23 protein-coding genes are annotated in these 19,739 nt (G+C 57.5%); 1 reads left to right on the top strand and 22 read right to left on the bottom strand.

From position 1 onward, the window contains the following. Window positions 1–37 precede the first annotated feature (37 nt). Complete coding sequence (locus ACW9IN_RS20765; protein ID WP_025999941.1) at window positions 38–619, top strand: YniB family protein; 582 nt, start codon at window positions 38–40, stop codon at window positions 617–619. Window positions 620–639: 20 nt separating this feature from the next. On the opposite strand, the gene ACW9IN_RS20760 is transcribed toward ACW9IN_RS20765, so the two are convergent. The 22 genes from ACW9IN_RS20760 to ACW9IN_RS20655 all read right to left on the bottom strand — a co-directional run bounded on the left by ACW9IN_RS20760 (window position 640) and on the right by ACW9IN_RS20655 (window position 19,555). Continuing rightward, the gene (locus tag ACW9IN_RS20760) at window positions 640–1,371 is read right to left on the bottom strand and encodes a TIGR03747 family integrating conjugative element membrane protein (RefSeq protein ID WP_038848945.1); all 732 of its coding nucleotides are present in this window, start codon (window positions 1,369–1,371) and stop codon (window positions 640–642) included. An 85-nt stretch (window positions 1,372–1,456) separates the two neighbouring features. Further along, entirely contained in the window at window positions 1,457–3,562 is a 2,106-nt protein-coding gene (gene traD, locus ACW9IN_RS20755; protein WP_016978878.1) for a type IV conjugative transfer system coupling protein TraD, read from the bottom strand. Window positions 3,563–3,570: 8 nt separating this feature from the next. Continuing rightward, window positions 3,571–4,086 (bottom strand): integrating conjugative element protein, encoded by a 516-nt coding sequence (locus tag ACW9IN_RS20750; RefSeq protein ID WP_025999940.1) that lies wholly within the window; start codon window positions 4,084–4,086, stop codon window positions 3,571–3,573. Further along, window positions 4,083–4,631, bottom strand: a complete 549-nt coding sequence (locus ACW9IN_RS20745; protein ID WP_016978876.1) for a lysozyme family protein — start codon at window positions 4,629–4,631, stop codon at window positions 4,083–4,085. Before ACW9IN_RS20745 ends, ACW9IN_RS20750 begins: the two co-directional genes overlap by 4 nt. Then, window positions 4,613–5,332: a TIGR03759 family integrating conjugative element protein gene (locus ACW9IN_RS20740; protein WP_038848947.1), complete on the bottom strand. Its 720-nt coding sequence runs from the start codon at window positions 5,330–5,332 to the stop codon at window positions 4,613–4,615. Before ACW9IN_RS20740 ends, ACW9IN_RS20745 begins: the two co-directional genes overlap by 19 nt. A gap of 9 nt (window positions 5,333–5,341) precedes the next feature. Then, a complete protein-coding gene (locus ACW9IN_RS20735; protein ID WP_016978874.1) occupies window positions 5,342–6,013 on the bottom strand; it encodes a hypothetical protein in 672 nt (223 codons plus the stop codon). Beyond that, complete coding sequence (gene pilL2 / locus ACW9IN_RS20730; protein WP_016978872.1) at window positions 6,010–6,552, bottom strand: PFGI-1 class ICE element type IV pilus protein PilL2; 543 nt, start codon at window positions 6,550–6,552, stop codon at window positions 6,010–6,012. Before pilL2 ends, ACW9IN_RS20735 begins: the two co-directional genes overlap by 4 nt. A gap of 106 nt (window positions 6,553–6,658) precedes the next feature. Continuing rightward, window positions 6,659–7,405 carry a DUF5983 family protein gene (locus ACW9IN_RS20725; protein WP_016978871.1) on the bottom strand — a complete coding sequence of 249 codons (747 nt, stop codon included), beginning with the start codon at window positions 7,403–7,405 and terminating at the stop codon, window positions 6,659–6,661. A gap of 52 nt (window positions 7,406–7,457) precedes the next feature. Then, entirely contained in the window at window positions 7,458–7,952 is a 495-nt protein-coding gene (gene radC, locus ACW9IN_RS20720) for a RadC family protein (protein ID WP_016978870.1), read from the bottom strand. 99 nt (window positions 7,953–8,051) lie between these two features. Next, window positions 8,052–8,309, bottom strand: coding sequence for a hypothetical protein (locus tag ACW9IN_RS20715; protein ID WP_016978869.1), 258 nt, complete (start codon window positions 8,307–8,309; stop codon window positions 8,052–8,054). Between the two features lie 71 nt (window positions 8,310–8,380). Next, window positions 8,381–8,962, bottom strand: coding sequence for an STY4534 family ICE replication protein (locus tag ACW9IN_RS20710; RefSeq protein ID WP_016978868.1), 582 nt, complete (start codon window positions 8,960–8,962; stop codon window positions 8,381–8,383). A gap of 894 nt (window positions 8,963–9,856) precedes the next feature. Further along, window positions 9,857–11,824, bottom strand: coding sequence for a DNA topoisomerase III (locus tag ACW9IN_RS20705; RefSeq protein WP_016978867.1), 1,968 nt, complete (start codon window positions 11,822–11,824; stop codon window positions 9,857–9,859). A gap of 208 nt (window positions 11,825–12,032) precedes the next feature. Beyond that, window positions 12,033–12,503, bottom strand: coding sequence for a single-stranded DNA-binding protein (locus ACW9IN_RS20700; RefSeq protein WP_016978866.1), 471 nt, complete (start codon window positions 12,501–12,503; stop codon window positions 12,033–12,035). Continuing rightward, the gene (locus ACW9IN_RS20695; protein WP_016978865.1) at window positions 12,500–13,018 is read right to left on the bottom strand and encodes a DUF3158 family protein; all 519 of its coding nucleotides are present in this window, start codon (window positions 13,016–13,018) and stop codon (window positions 12,500–12,502) included. Before ACW9IN_RS20695 ends, ACW9IN_RS20700 begins: the two co-directional genes overlap by 4 nt. Continuing rightward, window positions 13,015–13,770 carry a PFL_4669 family integrating conjugative element protein gene (locus ACW9IN_RS20690; RefSeq protein WP_016978864.1) on the bottom strand — a complete coding sequence of 252 codons (756 nt, stop codon included), beginning with the start codon at window positions 13,768–13,770 and terminating at the stop codon, window positions 13,015–13,017. The genes ACW9IN_RS20695 and ACW9IN_RS20690 overlap by 4 nt, the downstream gene beginning before the upstream one ends. A gap of 219 nt (window positions 13,771–13,989) precedes the next feature. Then, window positions 13,990–15,180, bottom strand: a complete 1,191-nt coding sequence (locus ACW9IN_RS20685; RefSeq protein WP_016978863.1) for an STY4528 family pathogenicity island replication protein — start codon at window positions 15,178–15,180, stop codon at window positions 13,990–13,992. Continuing rightward, window positions 15,177–15,725 (bottom strand): DUF2857 domain-containing protein, encoded by a 549-nt coding sequence (locus ACW9IN_RS20680; RefSeq protein ID WP_016978862.1) that lies wholly within the window; start codon window positions 15,723–15,725, stop codon window positions 15,177–15,179. Before ACW9IN_RS20680 ends, ACW9IN_RS20685 begins: the two co-directional genes overlap by 4 nt. After that, the gene (locus tag ACW9IN_RS20675; RefSeq protein WP_016978861.1) at window positions 15,722–17,308 is read right to left on the bottom strand and encodes a ParB family protein; all 1,587 of its coding nucleotides are present in this window, start codon (window positions 17,306–17,308) and stop codon (window positions 15,722–15,724) included. The genes ACW9IN_RS20680 and ACW9IN_RS20675 overlap by 4 nt, the downstream gene beginning before the upstream one ends. A 14-nt stretch (window positions 17,309–17,322) precedes the next feature. Beyond that, the gene (locus tag ACW9IN_RS20670; protein WP_080589277.1) at window positions 17,323–17,532 is read right to left on the bottom strand and encodes a hypothetical protein; all 210 of its coding nucleotides are present in this window, start codon (window positions 17,530–17,532) and stop codon (window positions 17,323–17,325) included. 85 nt (window positions 17,533–17,617) lie between these two features. Then, window positions 17,618–18,460: a ParA family protein gene (locus tag ACW9IN_RS20665; protein WP_177058537.1), complete on the bottom strand. Its 843-nt coding sequence runs from the start codon at window positions 18,458–18,460 to the stop codon at window positions 17,618–17,620. Window positions 18,461–18,464: 4 nt separating this feature from the next. Next, window positions 18,465–18,695, bottom strand: coding sequence for an AlpA family transcriptional regulator (locus ACW9IN_RS20660; RefSeq protein ID WP_016978859.1), 231 nt, complete (start codon window positions 18,693–18,695; stop codon window positions 18,465–18,467). Window positions 18,696–18,808: 113 nt separating this feature from the next. Further along, window positions 18,809–19,555, bottom strand: coding sequence for a hypothetical protein (locus ACW9IN_RS20655; RefSeq protein WP_016978858.1), 747 nt, complete (start codon window positions 19,553–19,555; stop codon window positions 18,809–18,811). Between the last annotated feature and the right edge of the window lie 184 nt (window positions 19,556–19,739).

Raw genomic sequence — 19,739 nt, 5'->3', positions numbered from 1 at the left:
TCCAACGGAATCAGTTAACGAAGAGTGAGTGCAAAGAGTGAACATTCAACAAGCAATTCGGCGGTATCGTATTCGGCAGGGCGTGGGCTTCTCATTGATGGTCTTCGGTGCGTTATTTTATTTTGTCTCGTTGTTGATTTCTCTACACCGTCAAGCGGAGAAACTCGCTGAGTCAGAGATTTTTGGGCATCTGGGTGGGCTGATGCAAAACTTGGTAGCTGATATTTATCAAATCACATCGCCCTTCATCGGTTTTGTATGGAACAACGCGCCTACTCTCAATCAGGAAAAACCACTCAGCTATGGGAATTTGCTGTTTCTCGGGTTGCTGGGTGTGATGATTGTTGGAAAGCAATTGCTGCTTTCAGCTAGACATCTCAGAGGGCGTGTTCAGGCCCAGCTCGAACGTCTTGAGGAGGCCCAGTGGCGCAACTCGATGCAGAATGGAGCCGCAACCCAAGTCAACGCAAACCAGATCGGCCACATCAATTTTTACCAGCAATCAATGCCGCAATCGTCCAACGGTGATTGGTGGCAGCGGCCGTGGGGTATCGTTGGTTTGTCTATCATTGGCGGTTATATCGTCGCAGTGTTGGCTAAATTTACCGGAATGGTTTAGCACGCCAGCAGTGCGCTCTATCAAATGTATTTTTTGAACGTCGCAGCGGTGATAGCGGTTGCTATTCCAAGTATCACTGCACAAGGCAAAAAAACCGCCATGGGGTTGAGCGAAAACGGTAGGGATAGGTAAATAATCCAGGGTACGAGCAGCAGTGGTAATACAGCTCGCTTAGCGCGGTGGTAGACGAAGCTGCTTTCTCGCCCCGCGCCAAATTTGCGAAGGTCGCGGCGTATCAAGCCATCGACAAAGCCAGTGAACATACTCAGCAAGAACAGCGGCAAGGCTAGGACCAGAATTATCAGCCGCACCACAAAGGTGAAGGTGACGTAGACCGCGGCCAGCACGAAATTTTCGATGCTCACGTAGACCTGATTGGCCCAGCTCCAGAAGCCGTTGCCTTGGCTCGATACCCGCGCCTGCCGGGCAAAATCCGCAAATCCAGTCTTGACCAACAGCCACTGATTTAGGAAATCCAGCCACTGGACAATCGCCTGTCCGGGTTGTTGGATGATAAGTGAATATTTGAAGTGTTCGCTGAGCCAGCTCAATTCGCTATTCAGCATGGCTTGGCTGTGCCGCCAGCCCTGATCGCTCCAGAACAGCAGCAAACCGGCGAACTCAATCAGAATCGAGAACAGCAGTGAGGCAACCAGCAAGCCGATGATGCGCAGGACCAGGCTGATGGCCGAGACGATCATCCCCGGATGCTGGATCGGTTGTGGCGGCGTGTTCTGTACGGAAGTCACCATCATTCACTCCATTAGTGCCACATGGCTGATGGCGTTAACGCGCCTTCTGTATATGTTTTGCTGAATCGAAACCATCAGGGTAGGGCTACCCCACCTGATCTAAATCGAAGTTGGGAGTTGGGCCGCCACCACTGGCGCTCCACCACTGCCCCGCCTGCGTGTTGTAGATCGCCCGCATGCGTTGAGTGAGTTCCTGCAGGTCTTTGGGCATGGCGTCGTCATTGGAGGGTTTTGGCAAAGGCATACGGACTTTCCAGAGCTGGCCACCGGCCTGGAAGGAGAACATTTGCCCCTTGGGCAAACTGACGATGTGAGCGGGCTCGATCAACGGCACACTGGTGCTGCTGACGCGATCCTGCGAGGACGAAGTGAAGTCGGTATTGGCCTCAGGATCGGAGGTGTCGGTGGCGCCCGACACTAGGGTTTTGGTCAGCACATTGACCTTGGGTAACTGCTGGGTGAGCAGTTCAGCGGTGGCGGTTTCGCGCACGCGGAGCATCTGCAGGGTGTTGAAATTGCCGATCACCTGGCCGGCCTTGGCGCGGTTACCGATTCGCGCTTCGATATCGCTAAGGGTCTGGGTGTAGGCGGTTACCTGGATACCGGCACCGCCACCCTTGTTGATCAGCGGAATGAACTCATCGCCCATCAACTCGTTGAACTCGTCGGCGTGCAGGTTGATCGGCAACTTGTCACTGTAGTTACCTGATTGGGGCAGGCCATGGTCGACGCCGTGTTTGTAGATGTGTCCGGCGACCGAGACCAAGTCGGCGAACATGGAGTTACCTACGGCGGCAGCGACCTCGGCATCGGTCAGCGCATCCAGGCCGACATAGACGATGCCGCGTTTTCGGATGATCTGCATCCAGTCGAAGATTGGCCGCGGGTCATCCAGGTCGGTGTAGTTAGGAGCCAGTAACTGGGCGGTCTTGCCGGTGGTAAGTTTCTCCAGCAGCGGTAGTAACGAGGCAACGATTTTGTCGAAGTAAGTACGGTCATACCGCACCGCCGAACGCAGTCCGTCCATTACCGGATCAAATACCCGTTTCACCGCCAGGTACTGCTCGATGGCCACCACGCGTTTTTCGCGGCCCACCATATGCCGGGGAATGTTCTTCTCGGTGAGCTTGCCTTCCAGTTGGACGATCACTTCCCAGGCTTTCGGATCGGTTTTGGCGAAAAACTGCTGGGCGTATTCGATGAACAGCGCGTCGATGTTGACAACATGCCGTTGGATTTGCAGGTAGTCCGGGCGCCGGCCTAACTCGATCAGGGCACGGGCGATGATGTTGACGAAACGCCAGGCAAACTCGCGAAAGGCCGCGGAGTTACCTTCGCCGCTGAGCTGCCCGGCGATGCGTGACGCCACTTCCGAGATACGCCCGAAGCGTCCTACCGCATTGTAGCGGGCCGAGATTTCTGGCCACCCCAGATGGAAGACATAAAACTCTTTCTCCCGACCAGCGCGTTTGGCTTCGACGTACATGCGCTTGAGCAGGTCGGCATCGCCCTTCGGATCGAAGACGATGACCACTTCATGTTCGACGCGGTGAATGTCCTGGGTGATGTACACCTCGGCGAGTCGCGTCTTGCCGACACGAGTAGTGCCTAGCACCAGGGTGTGTCCGACCCGTTCGCCCAGCGGCAGACTGACTTCTGTTTCATTGGGCTCGACCCCATGCAACAGCGGCGAGCCACCGACTGGGGGTAAAGGACGTAACGGATTGAAGGCACTGTCCCAAGCGGTGACACGCGCCAATGTAGAGAGAGGAAACGGTACATGCTCCAGACGACGTTCGAGTCCACGGGCCAAGCGGTAACAGGTCGGTTGGTCGACATAGTGGGCGACCGCCGGATCCTGGGCTTCGACCAGGCGCTGGGTGTGCAGGCGGGTCCAGCGAAAGCCGCGGCCCATGAACAGGCGCTTACGGCTAACCGGAACCTGCCGGCTGGTCAGTTCGTAGCGGGGGAGCCGTCGGATATTGCGCCGATAGCGCAGCACCTCCCAGGCTTGTCGCAGGCGGATCAGGCCGAACAGGGTATAGGCCAGCGCCGCAATCAGACCGATCTCCGGTGACAGGGCCACGGCCCAGGGCGAGTACACGCACAACACTGCGGCAGCGACGCAGATCGCTACCGTGTACAGCTCCACCGCTGGCCGCAGCTTGGACTCCATCGCATGCTCGGCCATGACCCGACTCACTGTTCCAATAAGGTGGCGGTGATCAAGACGGGGTAGTGCTCAATCTGCAGGCGGGTGGCGATGTCGTTGCCGTTGACCGGCAGGATGGTGATGTCCGGAGCGGCTGCTCGAATCCGGGCCAAAGCTTCAGTATCGGCCACCTCGACGGCGAGGCCGGCTGCACCCAGTTCCTGCAGTTCAGCCGCGCGTTGACGCAGCCAAGTCAGAGACTGGGGATCGTCACCGACCAGAAAAAATGGCCGCAAGCCCGGCATGTTCAGGGCGCGAGACGTGATCTGGCCGGGGCTCAAGTAGGAGCTGCGGATGGGCAGTATCCAGGCTTCATCGGTAAACGTGGACAGGTCCGCATGCATGGCCCGATCAGGCCGGATCTTGTTGTTGATTGGCGGCCTGGCAACCTGAAAATGGGGTCGGTTGAAGTCGCTAGGCCGATCCCCAGCTACGCTCAGTTCCGGCTGAGCGAACGGTACCAAGAGCAGGGTGCAATAACAGACAACGGAGATTCGCTTCATGGTGGTGTGCCCTGTTCGAAGGAAGTCAGCAGCCGTTCAAGTTGCCGGGAAAAACCTGCGCGGTAATGTGCGGCCGGCGCGCCTCCTGCCGGACGGTGATAACGTCCTGCAGCCAACACCCAATCACCGGTGGTGGCGTGATGCTCCTGCAGCAGCGCGGCGGTCACGGCGAGATTTCGGTAGGGGTCGAGGGCTTCGCAAGGACTGGAAAAACGTTGCCCGTGGTAACCCAGGTTGGTTTGCCCGAGACCGACATCGACCCGCTTGGCATCATGCCGAACGAGCGCCTGAAGCAAGGCGTGACAGGCAGCCTGTCGAGTGGCGAAGCGGTAAGGACCACCGGCGATGTTCAGGGTCCATGGCCAGGGCAGCAGTCGACCACGGACGCGGATACCACTCTCCTGCAGGGCAATCGCGAACAGCACCGTCGAAGGGATGTCGGCGTCATGCGCCGCCAATTGATAGGCAGGAGGCGGGAGCTCCTCGGCCTGAGCCGCCAGCATCGCCAACATCAGCGCAAGACTACTCAGTCGAGGCGTTGCCATTGTCCGTTCACCTGTTGAAATGTGGCAGGCAATGGCCCCGGGGCACCCAGGCTGAACCAGCGACCACGGTCATGGTTCAGGGTGATCTGCCGTCGTTGCATCTTGGCCGGATCGATGTCCGCTTGCCGAGCCCAGCTACGGACGCGTTCATCCTCGCCTTGGCTGCCCACCAGGTAGATATCGAACGCCGTATCACTGTTTTGCAAACGTTGTGCTTCAGCGGTGCATGCAGGGCAGTGGTCCTCCACAAAAAGGGCTGGGCGCGGCGCGACCGATGAGCTGGTAGGGGACGAAGATGCCATGCCTTGGATCGGCAGCAGCCCGGGAAACAGCTTGGTCCAGGCCGCGGTGTAAGCGTTTTGGTAGGCCAATTCACGCTCGGCGCGTTTGGCTTCCAGCGCTACCTGTAATTCGGCATAGCGCTGGCGCTCTTGGTCGGTCTGGGCCTCGACTCCAAGTGCAGTCAACGGATCGAGGTTCGGGCTCCAGAAACCACGCGGGCCGGCTTGGATCTGTTCGAAGCGCGTCCACTCCTGTTCCGTCAACCCCCAGCTCGCAGCCTGTTCAGAGTCAGAGCGTCCCAGGGGCGCGGACTGCGTGTCCTGGAACCGTGACTGTGTCGTGATGGGGTTGCCCATCGCAGCGCCCATGGCCAGTAGCGAAGCGAGATAGACGACGGTGGGCAGTAGCGCTCTGTTCATGATCGTTTCTCAAGGGAGGTGCACGGTCTGGTCTGGCTGAGCGGCCACCGCGAAGATGGCTGAGTTCGGCTCCAGCACTTTCAGGTGCCAGGCTCCGAGCTGCTCGCCGCTATGCAGCAGCCGAACTTCTATGAGAGAGCGACTGTCATGAGGTGCGACTGCCAAAAAACGCTCACCACCACGGGATTCGACCCCCAACACCGAGAACGGTGGCGAGAGCGGGACGGGCTTGGGGCGGGCGGTCTGTTTAGGTTTGGTCGCGGAAGGCGATGGCGGTGGGGGTGATGGCTGGGTCTTGTGCTCCTGGAACTGCTGCTCGACCTGTTCAAGGCGTGCGCGCAGCGCTGTCAGGTCTGCCACGGTGGCGCGGGCTGCCAGACCATCGCGCAGCGCCTGTATTTCTTGCGCCCACTGATCCAGCATGGGATCGAGGGTATTGGCCTGTTGCTCACCAGTATCGACCATCTGCTTCAGGTCTTTCAGCGCGTACTGCAGCTTCTCCTGGGCGTCCTTGAGGGCGCTTGAATCACGTTGCAGGGAGTCCAGAGTTTGTAGGCGTTGGGTGTTTGTGCTCTGTAGTTCGGCCACGCGCTGATACTGGTTATACAAACCACCGCTCAGACCGGCGTCCGCCAGGCAAAGCAGCCCAATGATGAGGGTTTGATACGTTGAGGCTTTCATGGCCGCGTCTCCGATTGATGGGGCACGACGGGTGTGTTCAGCGCGACACCGGCCTCCGTTTTCTGCTGTTCGAAGCAGACCGAACGGCTGACTTCATCGGTCGTGAGTTGCCAAGCGGGGCCAGCCAGCACTTGTAGCGCGCTGCGCAAAGGGATTGGACCAAGCCGGTAATGGGCTGCAGGCAGAGGCCGGGTAAACAGCACCTTCACCGACGCAGTAACAGGGCAAAGCGCATAACCAGAGCGCAGCAGCACGTACTGCAACGCATCCTGCACCGAGGGGTGCAGGCTGGACGGGATGTTCACTTCGATGATTTGGGCAAGAAGATCGCGTTGTTCCGTGGTGGGCTCGGTGCTGACCAGCGTGTAGCGGCCATAACGAAGCTCTGCCGGATGGCTTTCTTCGGCTATGCCCCTCGGGTGCTGGGCCCGATTGGAGCCACTGTCGATCGCTGGATGGGTCGGCAAAGGGTTGGGGATTTGCGCGGTGCAGGCGCTCAACAAACCCAGCAGGCAGACAGGCGTGAAAAAACGCTCCATGGAAAAAACCTCATGTCAGATTCAGTGCAGAACCTGACATGAGGTGAAGGAGCGATTCAGTGAGAAAGTTGATTCAACGTGGGTCGTGTTAACGCTGAACACGTTGCTACTCATCAAAAATGGCGAGCCCATCCAAAACGGCAGCGTCGGGGTCGAAGATCAACAAGCGCACATCCGCCAATGCCGCCAGATACAGTACGTTGACCAAGGCTTCCGGTGTGCCGGCGTCGAGTTGGTCTTGCCGCAGTGATGAGTAAGGACGGCCCTCGATCTTTACTAAGTTATCGTCGGTCCAGGGCGTGCCGATCAGTTTGCAACCTATGCCTGAGCAATCATGCAGTGTAAAAAACTCGAACAAGAGGCCGGTTTGCCTCGGAGCGGAGTGACTGATCCACCCCTCCAGATAAAGCATCGCTTCTTCAGGAAGGTGTGCGGTACTGATCTCCCAGGCTCGACTGTAGTGTCCCGTTTCGAAGCTCAAGCGATGGACCATGGCTTGTGCCTCTTCCAGGGAGTACAGATCACCGAGGTGATGCCGCTCGTTGAGCATTTCTCCCGTCACAGCGTAGATTACTTGGCGCACTAGCCCGGTGGACTGGCAGCGTTCATCCAAATCATCCGAAATGGATTGGCCTTCGCTGATCACGGCGAAATCGTCATTGAACAGGCAGGGGAACAGCTGCAGCTCGTCGTCGGGCAGATGGGCCTGTGCGTCGTGTACGGGTCGACAGCAGGGAGGACAGTCGTCTTCGTAGGTGATCAGTAGCAGCCGTTCGATATGAAGGTTGTCGTAACCGCGAGCAAATGGGTTGGAGGCCGTCAGCAGGGCTGCAGCTTGGTGTGTGGGGTTCATGAAGGTTCTCCAGAATGATAATGGACAAGGCGCCCGAAGACGCCTGTGAGGGTTAAAGCCAGCCATGTTCGGCAAGAGAAAGTGGACGACCTTCACCCACGATGAAGTGATCCAGTACGCGCACTTCGATCAAGGCCAAGACCTCTTTCAGCCGTGCCGTCAAGACGTGATCCGCCTGGCTGGGTTCTGTACACCCCGAAGGGTGGTTGTGCACAAAAATGGCCGCCGCAGCGTTATGCGCTAGGGAACGCTTAACGACTTGGCGGGGGTAAACGCTGGCGCCATCAATGCTGCCGTGAAAGAGGGCTTCGAACGCCAACACCCGGTGCTTGGCATCGAGAAATATCACACCGAAGACTTCATGCTCTTGTTGCACAAGATGCAGCTTTAGGTATGAAGCCACGGCGTCAGGCGACGTCAGGTTAGGGCCGCGGGCGAACAGCCGACGATCCAGAATATGCAGTGCTTCGTCGATCACCTGGTTTTCTTGGACGATACGATTAGCCTCGAAATCCGAGGTCTCAATCAGAGTGAGTGGGGTGCTCATGGTGGTACCTCCGAAGGGAACAATCGGGGGTACACGCCCGAGGGGAGTGGTATCCCCGAGGTAGGTATAGAGTTGTGGGCGTTAGCAGGTGACGCGCTGTTACAGCCGCGTGAATCGGTAGCGTTGACCGTGTAGGTGTGAACCACAACCGTCGCAGGGCAATGGGGAAAAGGCTTTTATTCCCCAGCCGGTTTCGGGATCGAAGTCGGCACTGATGGGCATTAACCGAACCAGTCCACGATGGATACCGGCGATGCGTTTCTCGATTTCATCCGTCGTGTAGTAGAGCGATAACGTGCTGTAGTCCTCGTAAGCAGCCGCGAACAGGCAGTCGTCGCAAAGCCAGAAGGATTCCATGTTGGTTCTCCTGTGCTGATTGAAGAAAAGGCGCTCGAGGGAGCGCCTTGATGAGGAACATCGTGGGCCGTTCAGACGGACTGATCGGTACGGGAGGCATCACGGCGGGCCGTGCGGGGAGCGGGTGGAGAGTCAGGTTCTACCTGGGCCTCAGTTGTGCTTTCGATCTCCTCAGCTTCGGCTTCGGCCGACGTTGGGGATGGCTCACTGTTTGGCGCCTGCTCAGCAGGTGCTGTTGCTTCCTGCCTGGCGGGTGCTTTGTACTCGAGCGTGCCGCTGACCTTGATCCAGTCGATGAACAGCAAACGACCTTTCAGGCTGGCGCCCGGTTGGCCTTGTTTATCGCCTTTCTCGTAGAGAAACGGATCGATCCACAGATCGCCGATACGGAACGACAGCAAGACCTTTTTCTCGGCTTTGACGGCGTCCATATAGAGACGAATCAAGCGTTCAGCTTCACCCCCAGCGACTTTGCAGTCGAAACGGGTGTACTCCACCGCATCGGTGGCTCCGTGCAGTGCGGCGATATCGCAGGCCATGAAGGGTTGGCCGCGGCGGACCTGTACTTCACGAACACGATTGAGGTAGCCGATACCGACGGTGTGAAGGTTGAAGTAAGTGGTCGCTTCTTGGGAGTGGTTGGCGTGGGCCATGGTGGTTCTCCTGTTTCAAGGGAAAACGGCGACGCACAATCCCTAACAGGGAAGTGAGCCCCCGTCAGGGTGGGTAAGGTGAAGGTGAGCAATGAACGACTCGCTACCGGCAAGCCGATGACGATCCGAACGATGCGTCTGGAGGAATAGCTGTGCAGCAGAGGAGCGTCTGCGGTGGTGATCCGCAGGCATGGGTAGTGGGCATTCATCACCGCTGAAGCGGTAATCGCGCGAGCTTCCGAACGCTGATCGCACTTGGGTAAACCACCACGAACGTGGCGTAGCCTTGAAGGTTCAAGCTACCTGGGCTGGGCTGTCAACGACAGCGAACCACGCCCTTTATATAAGCCTGTCACAGGGGAGCGTCAAGGCGCTGCCACCCGATTTTTTACGCCTGGAATACGGTAGCAGTCACTGGAATGAAAAAATGAAGAGTAGGCCTGGCGAGGCGCCAGGCGAGGAACAGAAAAGCCACCTTTGACGGTCTTACGCAGTCACAAGCTCCTCGCAAAACTTGGTTTAACTGCGCGATGATTCGCCAACCGACCCTTGTCGTGGCCTGGGTCGGAACATGCTGGCACGCATCCGCGCACAAAGGGTGCCCCGTGTTTCCCCGGTGGGCTCCGGGACTGAATACGATCGCCGAAGCGGATGACCGCTATTGCCGGGTAGAGGCAACAGCGGTCATCCGCCACCACGATCAGGTCGAGCACAAAACGGGAATTAAATTCCGCAGAAAAGAAGGCTCCGAACTCTAGGAGTCCAACCGAGCTGCCCGGAGCGATTCGGTCTTGGGTCGCCGTTGGCGATGATCCTGGGGCACTACAGCAGAGAGGGTGGGACGACGTCAAGGCAGAGAACTCACCGTTCTCCTGATGATCGTCCCATGGCACATCATGAGCGACGCGTATCTTTACTGATCGACACAGTGCCCTTGCAATCTGGATAGCGGGAGCATGACCAGAACGGCCCTGATTTTCCCTTTCGCCTAAGCATTGAGGCGTTGCACATGGGGCAGCCCGGGCCGGCTTCGACCGGTACCGCCAAAGTGAGCGAGCGGTAGTGTGCGACCAATTGCGCAATCCAGTTCGCCTGCTTGGCGACGAACGCATCCAGGGTCAGACGTCCCGCTTCGATTTCGTCCAGCGCCTGTTCCCAGATCGCGGTCATACCAGGATCCGCGACTGCAGCGGGTACCGCCTCGATCAGAGTATGGGCCGCTGCGGAGGCCATTAAAGCGCGTTTTTTCTTCAGCAAATAGCCGCGTTCAATCAACCCCTTGATGATGCCGGCTCGCGTGGCTTCGGTACCGATACCGGTGGTGTCCCGAAGTTTTTGTTTCAGGCGTGGGTCGTTGACCAGCTTGGCCACGTTTTTCATCGCCTTGATCAGATCGCCTTCGGTAAGAGGTTTGGGAGCGGCAGTGCGCATGGACTTGAGTTCGACATCGTCCACTGCGCAGTGCGTGCCCTGCTTCAAGATGGGTAATACTTGGGATTTTTGACTGGGCTCATCCTCCTCGATGTTTTCGGTGAGCAAGCCTTTCCAGCCCTGGACCAGGATTTGTTTGCCGACAGCAGCCAATCGCTCTTTGCCACACTCCAGTTCGACCTGGGTACGATCAAACTCATGGTGCGGAAGAAACTGCGCGAGGTAGTGGCTACGGATCAGTTCGTAGACATGGCGTTCTTGTTCGGACATCCGCACCAGATTTGCCGGCTCGGTGGTGGGAATGATGCCGTGGTGCGCGGTGACCTTGGTATCGTTCCATACGCGGGAGCGTAATGATCGATCCAGGCACCCAAATGCAGTTCTGAGTGCAGGATCCGTTTTAAGCAGGGCATCAAGTACCGTGGGTGCCTCGTTGAACATATTCTCTGGCAAATAGCGGCAATCGCTGCGGGGGTAGGTGGTGGCTTTGTGGGTTTCATACAGGGTTTGGGCGATGTTCAGGGTTTCCTGAGCGCCGAGTCCCAGCTTGCGTGAGCAGACTTCTTGCAGTGTGCTCAAGTCGAAGGGCAGGGGCGGCGGTTCGCGGGAGTGCTCAGTCTGGAGCGAGACCACTGTGGCGGTCTTACTGCTAGAGATCGCTTGGACGGCCTGACTGGCAAGCGCCTGCTGCAGGCAACGACCTGCCTCGTCCCGTCCTGAACATGGCGGTAACCACGACGCGATGAATCGCTGGCCATTCGACGATAGGTGCACTTCAACATTCCAGTAAGGTACCGGGACGAAACTGGCAATGGCACGATCCCGATCGACCACCAGACGTAAAGTGGGTGTCTGGACGCGTCCCACTGACAATACGCCATCGTAGCCTGCCCGCCGACCGAGAAAGGTAAATAAACGACTGAGGTTCATGCCAATCAGCCAGTCGGCGCGGCTGCGGGCGAGGGCGGAGTGATAAAGCGGGAAGGTCTCCTGACCTGATTTCAGCGAGGACAATGCTTTGCGAATCGACGCCTCGTTGAGGGCGGACAACCAGAGGCGCTGAACGGGTCCTCGATACCTGCAAAGCTCCATCAATTCGCGGGCAATCATTTCACCTTCGCGGTCGGCGTCGGTCGCGATGATGACGGTGGTAGCGTCACTGAGCAGGCGTTTGATGACCTTGAACTGTGCCGCTGTCTTGGGTTTGACCTCGACCTGCCAATGCACGGGAATGATCGGTAGATGATCCAGCGACCAGGATTTGTACTGATCACTATAAGCTTCAGGTGGGGCTGTCTCCAGCAAGTGGCCAATACACCAGGTGACAGTGGAGTCGGCGCCGATCAGGCAACCATCACCGCGCCGGGTGGCTCCGAGTACTTTGGCAATGTCCCGACCTTGGGAAGGTTTCTCGCAGAGGAAGAGAAGCATAGAACTGCTCCAGATTGAGTTCGGAGCAGCGTTATTGGAAACAGCAGTGGCGAGATATGAGAAACCTGAATGGCAGGTTCCTCATATTAGTCGGAGAGGGCAGCCTTAAATGGTCGAGGCTGCTAGCCCATTGCAACTGACCGGCAGTATGGCGCTTCACGAGCAGAGTGTAATGACGGGTCAGCAACTTCGCGCAAAGGTGCAATTTTTATGCCTGAGTCTGTCCGTCAGACGTAGGCGGCCCCCTGCGTTTCTTGGATTTCGACGCCGGTGAACTGGTCGGCTCTGTATTTTGAGAGGCCGCCGGTTCACTGGAACGCTCGCGCATGACCACGCCGTGTACCCGGTGAGGCAGAATACCGACTCGACGGGCCTCGATCTTGAAGGTTACCCGCGCGTTGTCTTCGCTGTCCTCCCACTCATCGCGCACGGTACGACCTTCGACCAGCACGCGCATGCCTTTCTGGTACAGCGTGCTCCAGTGTTCAGCCTCACGGTGCCAGAGCTCAACCGGCGCCCAATAACCGCCTCGATCTTCATAGCTGCCCTCGCGTGGGATAGGGTTGTCGAAGTACACATTCAGCCGTAGCAAACGCCGTGGCTCGTCATTGCCTGAGGCGAATTCCTGGAACTCTGGCGCACTGCCGATATTGCCTTCGCCAACGAAAAAAGTACTCATTGTGATACCTCCACTGCGGGTGTGAACTGGCGCAGCAGCCGTTCGGCACTGGCCATATTGATCGCGCAGGTCGAGGCCTGGCGGTAGAGCGAATGCACCACGCTCATCTGCAGGTTCAGTGCAATGCGGTTGCATTCGAAACGGTACAATCCTTCGTGTACGGCCAGCGGCAGGGCGTTGTTGCTCACCTGGCGTTCCCAGACCGCCACCCCCATACGGGCAAAGTCACGGGTGCGCCAACGCAAAAAGGTGCTGCCTGCGCTGGTGTTCTGCAGCACTAAACGAATGTCCAGCAGCGAGTAAGGGGGCTGTCCGGCCTGCTGCACCACAGCCTCCATCAGGTGACGTAACTGCGCCTCGATTTCCCTCGCGACCTGCGCCAGGTGCTCCAACTCCCCCTTACCCTTAAAAGGTTTTAAAAGGCCTTTTAGGGAGGCTGCGTGTTCGAGCTGTCGATAGGCATCCGGTGTTAACGCTTTGAAGGGCATTGGTTGAGCCGGGATCATGGGATTCATGCGTCGTCCTCCGGCTCATTGACTGTCGCAGACGACGCTCCCACGTCCTCTGCCAACGCGTCGGCGTCATCCACTGCCACCGCACTACGGCGAGTGATTGGCGGCGCGAACTGGGAGCGGCGATGACCCTCCAGGATGTCCATCGGGGGCAAACCCATCTTCTCGATGGCCGCAATGGCTCGGGCGTTGTTCGCCGCCATGTCATCGCGTGTGACGCCGGCATGCCGATAGCGCTGGGCCTGGCCGAATAGGCTGCGCAGCAGATGGGCGCCATCATCGATCCAGGCTTCCATGTCCCTGCGACCGATCAACGCGGTGTGATGAGACAACAGGGCACGACGCACCAGGGTGTCGTAGTCGGTCAGCAGGTAGACCGCCAGAAAACCCAGCTGGCTGCCGATGTACAACGGCAAGGTGACGGGGTGGATGTTGAGGTTGTCGCTCATGTCGATCTGTGTCGGCAGGTCCTGTCTGATTCGGTCCAGCTGTTGGGTCAGCTCCAGCATCCCAGCCTTGGCCTGCATCAGTTTTTCTTCGAGTTGCACGATGGCCCAGTCCGCATAGGGATCGTCCTGGGCCGCGGTTTGTTTGATCAGGTTGGTGACACTGATGTAGCCGGCCATGCCCATGATCGAGTGGACGCCTTCACGTGCGGCCCGACCTTGCCAGATACGCGCGGCGTGGTGAGTGTGCAGGGTCAGGGTGATGCTGCTGCGCAATGAACCCAGATTGAGTTGATAGTGATCGGCCACGGTGGTGTCCTCGCATCGGCTTGGACGGAAACGTTGCGACAGATGAGGGTTAAGGGCAGCCAAAAAGCTGAATGAGGTCTGTTCGGTTTGGTTTGAGAAGGCTAACTATGGAGGCGTCAGTGGGAGGAGATGTTTCAGCTTCTCCCGAAGAGTTTCATAGTTTGGTCCGACATGTTCGTAGAGTGGACCTCCATGGATTTGATGCCACTGGCATCAAATCTACTGACGTCCACCGTGTTTGCCACGCAGTTGGCGCAGTTCATTCAGGCACGCTTGGGCCAGGGCTGACGCGGGTTCGCCCTGTCGTCGAGATGGCCGCGAGGGGGCGGGTGGGGGTGGTTCTGCAATGGGTGACGGTTCGGCCTGACCTGCCCAAGGACGAAAGTCACCTTTCAGCGCACGCTGGATCAGGCCCATCAGATACGCCGCTGGCTTGCGGATACCGCCGGCCAAACAGCGTGCTCCCGCTTCGTTGAGCACCGCCTGACGATCCGCGGGTTTGAGCTTGTTCAGCGCCACGGCGACGGCCTGACGCTCGCTTGGGTTCAGGTGCAGTGCAGCGGGCCAGTGCAGGTTATCCACCGCTGGGGTCGCGCGCGGTACAGTACAAATACTTTCTTTTAATACAGTACAGGCGGCGTTCGGATTCCGAACGGTGCGGGAAACACTGGCGTTCAGACTCGGTTCGGAATCCGAACGAGGGCCTGCACGATTCCGAACGAGGGCATCTTCCCCCCGTTCGGAATCGTGCAGAGCGGCATCGGTCGCCTGATCCAATTCTGGCTGCGTCCAGTGTTCGCCCCAGCTGTCGAGCCGTGTCGGTAGTCGACCCTGCTCGATGTCCGTGTCCTGGCGGATTTCTTCCATAATGTGCTGGGCGACAATGCGCACAGCCTTGGTTGCATGGCCGAGGGCATGTCCGACCAGCGCCAGGTAATCCTGATCCAGTTCCATGGCTTCGGCGGGGGTTAACGGCTCATCGTGCAGAACGTACAGAGAACCTTGAAGGCGTCCGCTGAGCTTATCGCGTCCGCGACTCACCAAGCTGAGCCAGCGTGTCAACCTGAGCATCGTCAACACGCGAGCAATGGTTTCACGGGAGGATGACGCACTGTAGGGCACGCTCGACAGGTAGGGCTGCAAATCCTCATAGCGCGGCGTGACCACGCCTTGGCCTTGCAGCATGAGGCGAAACACTTGCCAGGCATTCCGTTCCAACGGCGTCAGCCGATTGTCCAACAGCAGGCGACGTGGCACGACTTCGTGAGATTGGCCACTGAACATAAAGCCAGCCTGCAGAGCCTGGTTAGACGGTGGTTCGGCGGTAGGGCGTGCGGGCCAGCGTTCACTCAACTGCTGGGTGCATTGCTGCAGGACACGCTGCCAGCGGCCGGAAGGGACAGTGTTCATGTTTCGTTGCTGTAATGGTCGATCTGCTGCCACACGATGGTCAAGCTGATCTGTTGCTCCTCCGCTAGCATCATCATGGCGTCGAGCTGATCCTCGGTACCGTAGTGAGCGCGTAGCTGGCACCATCGCTGCCAGAGCGCATGTTCCTGCGCTTCGCTCAAATGCTGAGGGCGGCCCTTACGGGTTTCTATCTTGAGCAGACGTCGGCGCAGGGCAGTTTCCGAATGCGCCAAGCCGAAGCACTGATACATGATGGTGCTGCTGGCGCCTAGCTTGAGCGCCCGGTTGATCAAGCGCTCATTCTGTTCGTCACGTTCGGCTTGCTCAATCAACCGGTGCAGCACCGGCGAGTCAATCTTGACCTCAACCCAAGGTACGGTGGCATGGGCCAGGCGCGACAGGGTGGTGGGCGGTAAGGATTGCAACAAGTAGATGTCGTCTTCACCCAGGCCGAGTGCCTTGCAGCGCTGCAGGTTACCCAGGCGTAGCTCATGCAGCACCTGGGTCAGCATGGCCTGGTTGAGCACATTGAAGGACAGGTTCATGGCAGCTCCTTCGGCGAGTCATCTTCAGGGGTAAGCGTTAAGTCGATCAGGCGCCGGGCCAAACGAATTAACCGATACAGTTTGATGAGAAGACCGTCGGGCAGTCGTTCCAGTCCCACATCCACAGCGGGACGATCAGGCAGCGGGAGTTGATAGACCCCCAACAACAGCTGGCCGAACAGGGCTGAGGGCAATTGTTTGCGATCCTCCCAGTTGACGTCGTCTTGAGCGCGCGACAGGGCCAGGAGCAGAAGGTGAACGCTGGTTGCGCGAGGCGTGCCAAGATCAACTCGCTCGATGTTGAGGGCGAAGCCCAAGCCAAGCGGCTGACCGATGATGCTCTCGGGGTCTCCGGCATAAGAGGCCATTTCCCGCGCCAGTGTGGCAATGGCGGATCGCAGTTGTTCGGGGCTATCCAGTGCTGGTGCGATGGTCCAGATGTCGTCGATCGCATAGGTGTCGACCGGAGATGCTGTGTCGGTGGCTGTCTCGCGATCGATCTGTTCACGAATCTGTTGAACGCGTGATGGAGGACTGACCGCTGATACGACGTTCGTTCCAGTCGGTGTAAGCAATTCCTCTCGCGTTGGTTCGGTCTGGGGTCTGGCATCCGTTGATTGGGAATGGGGCTCGGAGGAGGGAGCTCCTGCCGTGGCGACATCAATGCTCGGCAGATGGCTGTTCTCCGAGGGCTTGGTGAGGACAACGGCCGGCGTCGAGATGACCCGCTGGGTATCGCTCAGATCCAGGACCAACATACGGTAGGACTGTCCGAGCAAGTGGCTCATGCGCTCCAGCAGTTCATCCTGGATTTGCTCAAGGTCGAAGGACTCGGGGTCGGTATCGAAATAGCACAGGGTATCGAGCCAAAAATCGGCGAACGCAACGGTAGCGGTTGAATAACGGTTCCAGGTTCGTTCGGCCTGGCTTCGCAGACCGATTAGGCGTTCGATCTGGGGCTTGCCCAAACCGGCATACAGGGTTTGTGGAATGGCGGGCAATAAGTGTTCGAGGGTGTCGAGCATCCGGCTGATGTGCGACTGTGAAATAGGGTAACCCCCAGCGGCAAGACGTCGTGCCAGTTCACGTTGCGAGAGCATAGCGCCATCTGCTTCGAGCATTGTTTTGAGTTTGGCCACCGCCAGAGCCCGTTCGATGAAGGTGAGTTGGCCGTGCAGATCGCTTTCGGCCAGATGGCCGAGTAGGGCGGTGATTTCATTGCTCCAAGGCCGGAACAGGCAATGAATGCGGAAGAAGCGCTCGTCGTGGGTTTCCTGCCACAGTTCGCCGAGGATCGCCAAGCGGGTATTACCGCCATTGCGGATGATGAAATAGGTTTCACCCGGGCGACGGGTAATCGGTGGCGGTTGGTCCAGCCCGCGTTCACGGATCGAGGCCTTGATATCGTCGTAAAGCGGATTACGGATGAAACGCGGGTTGTGTTCGTAGGGCCGCAACTGCTCCAGGGTGACCAGCATAGGTGTCTCAATTACTGGATCGGACAGCCGCTCCAGTTCTGGACCCGGAGGGAAGTGGTCCTGGTGCAGCTTGTCGGTGATTTCCTCCTGACTGAGCTTCTTCATTTGAACTGCCTCAGTTAACGCCAGTTACGCAAATGGTCACTGACCTCGAATTTCACGATCTCGGCAGTCCCCGAACCTTCGAAATGTCGGGAAAGCTCTGCGAGGAACCAACCCATAGCCGAGTGTCCACGCTGCAGGCGAAAGACCACAGTGCAGTACTCCTCGCAAGGTGAGGGGTGTGGTCGAATAGATGGTTGAACGATGATGGGAAGTTGACCCAACATTAAAAGACTCCTAGCCAACCGCTGTTGGCCTCAAGGTCGAACAAACAAAATGACTTGGCGAGAAATGCCAGCCTGGTGCTTCGTCTCACTGAGCCTCCGCGCATCTGGTCATCGTAGAGATCGCCTCGCGCCATTTCGGAAACAACTCAATGGCCAGCGCTTGCATGGTTTCCAGCGCTGATGGCGAGCGTCGTTCACGTGATCGGCGCGTCTCGATTCGGTGGACCGGCAAACCGAGGGAAGCGGCATTGAGATACGCCACTCGGTCCGGGATTACGGTGTCTAGCACCGAGATATTGGTAGCCCCAGCGAAAGTCTTGCGCAGGCCACGGATGATCATCCGGTTGTCGACTCGAATGGCATTCACTTGGTTCAAGAGCAGTCGCAATGGGGGCGGTGTAATTCCCAGGAGGCGGAACGGTTCGGGCTCACTGAGCAGCTTCAAGGTGCCGCGGTGCAGTTCGCGAGCGGCGAGCATTTCCGGCGTGATGGGAGAGAGGGCGAGATCGGAGGCGAGGATGGCCATCTCCAGCAGCACGCTACGTGCGCCCTGAGTGTCAATCAAAAGCAGGTCATAATTGAGACGGAGATTGTCGAGCAGATTGCGCAGACGTAATCGCCCGTCGGGGGCGTGCAGCAGCAATGTATTCAGTCGGCCTTGATCGTCGTTGGAGAGGATCAGATCGAGCCCTGCAATTACTGTCCTGGAAATAATCTGGGCAGGAGTTCTTAGGTTGAGTGCGATGAGCTCGTACGCACCTGCATCAGCCTTCTGGCTCAAGGCGTAATAGCTGGAGAGGGTGGGTTGGCTATCCAGATCGAGCAGCAGGACGCGGACGCCGGCATCAGCCAATAGACCGCCGAGATTGGCGGCTACTGTGGTTTTACCCACGCCCCCTTTGGTGGAAACCACCGATACCACACGCATGGCATCAGGCCTGGTGACCTAAGCGTTCAACAATCCACTGCTCGATCTCCTCTGAGTCCCAGCCGACTGCGCGCATGCCAATACGTTTGGCTTGAGGAAATTTGCCTTCCTTCATCAGATTGTAAATGTGCGCACGCTTGAAGCCGGTTTTTCGCTCCACCTCGTCTCGGCGCATAATGTGGCGTTCAGTACTAGCTGAGGCGCTACTGGGGGACGTTACCAACGGATCTTTCATGACAAACACTCCATAGCAAATATTGGCTTGATGAGGATGTGAGTGGCATTCAAAATCACAATGAGATGAAAAGCACCGCGAATTACGATAAGCAGGACCGCAATTTTCGGTGCCTAATCGTTGTTTTCATCGGTGCGTCTGGCTGCTGCGAATCTTTCTTCAAGAGTGCGCTTGTTAAACCCAGGTTTGCCTTCATTTCGTGCTGTGAGAACAGAAATAATGGAAGCTTGGCTGACGAAGCTGGAGTAAGACTTGCCGCCTGGGGATTTACCTAGTAGTAGGCTGATGAGCGCGCCGATGAGACGCAGGTAAGAACGCTCAGATCGTTCATTTGGTTCCATGGCACTTTTGCGGTGCAGTATTAATTTTGCGTTTTCACGACGCAACAAATCACGCTCTTTCGTTAATTCTTGGAGGAGGCCTCGTGTGCGTTCACGCTCAGCTTTACAGATGTCTAACTCAACGAGCAACGCCTTATAAACTTCGATGGTGTGCGGTGAGACTGACTGTTTTTCGGATTCGTCAAAGATGAAGTTCGGCTGTTCTGCTGGATGGTATTCGATAAGCCAACGTTTGAGATCATTATGTCGAATTGTCAGTAGCGGCTGCTCTATCGTTTCACCTGAACTAACCGTCACCCCCATACATCCATAAGCTAGCTCCTGGTTACGGATTGCATCGTTTAGCAATTCTAATTTTTCTAAAAGGCCAGGCCATGATGCTAACGTCCGTTCCAAAGGAAGCAAATCTTCGATTTTGCTAAGAATTTTTGCTTCGACGGGCATCATTTCGCACCATCTGATCGCAATCTCGATGGGACGATAGAAAAGTTTCTTGTTGGCCTGATTGTCCCCATCCATTGACAGTACCAGTTATCTTCCTTGTTTAAGGTGCAGAAGTCAGCCGACGCCTTAGTGAGTGGCGAATAACCGCGCCACCGGGGCCGAACAGGTTTATGCAGCCAGTAGGAGTCAGAGTCTCATCGAATGGCATGAAAAAAACCAAACCGATCAGAGGAGCTCCAGAATGTCGACGGCGCATACG

The organism is Pseudomonas sp. SDO5271_S396 (genome assembly GCF_054071795.1).
The sequence above is the reverse complement of the archived record's forward strand: the minus strand, read 5'-3'. Positions and strand labels throughout refer to the sequence as shown.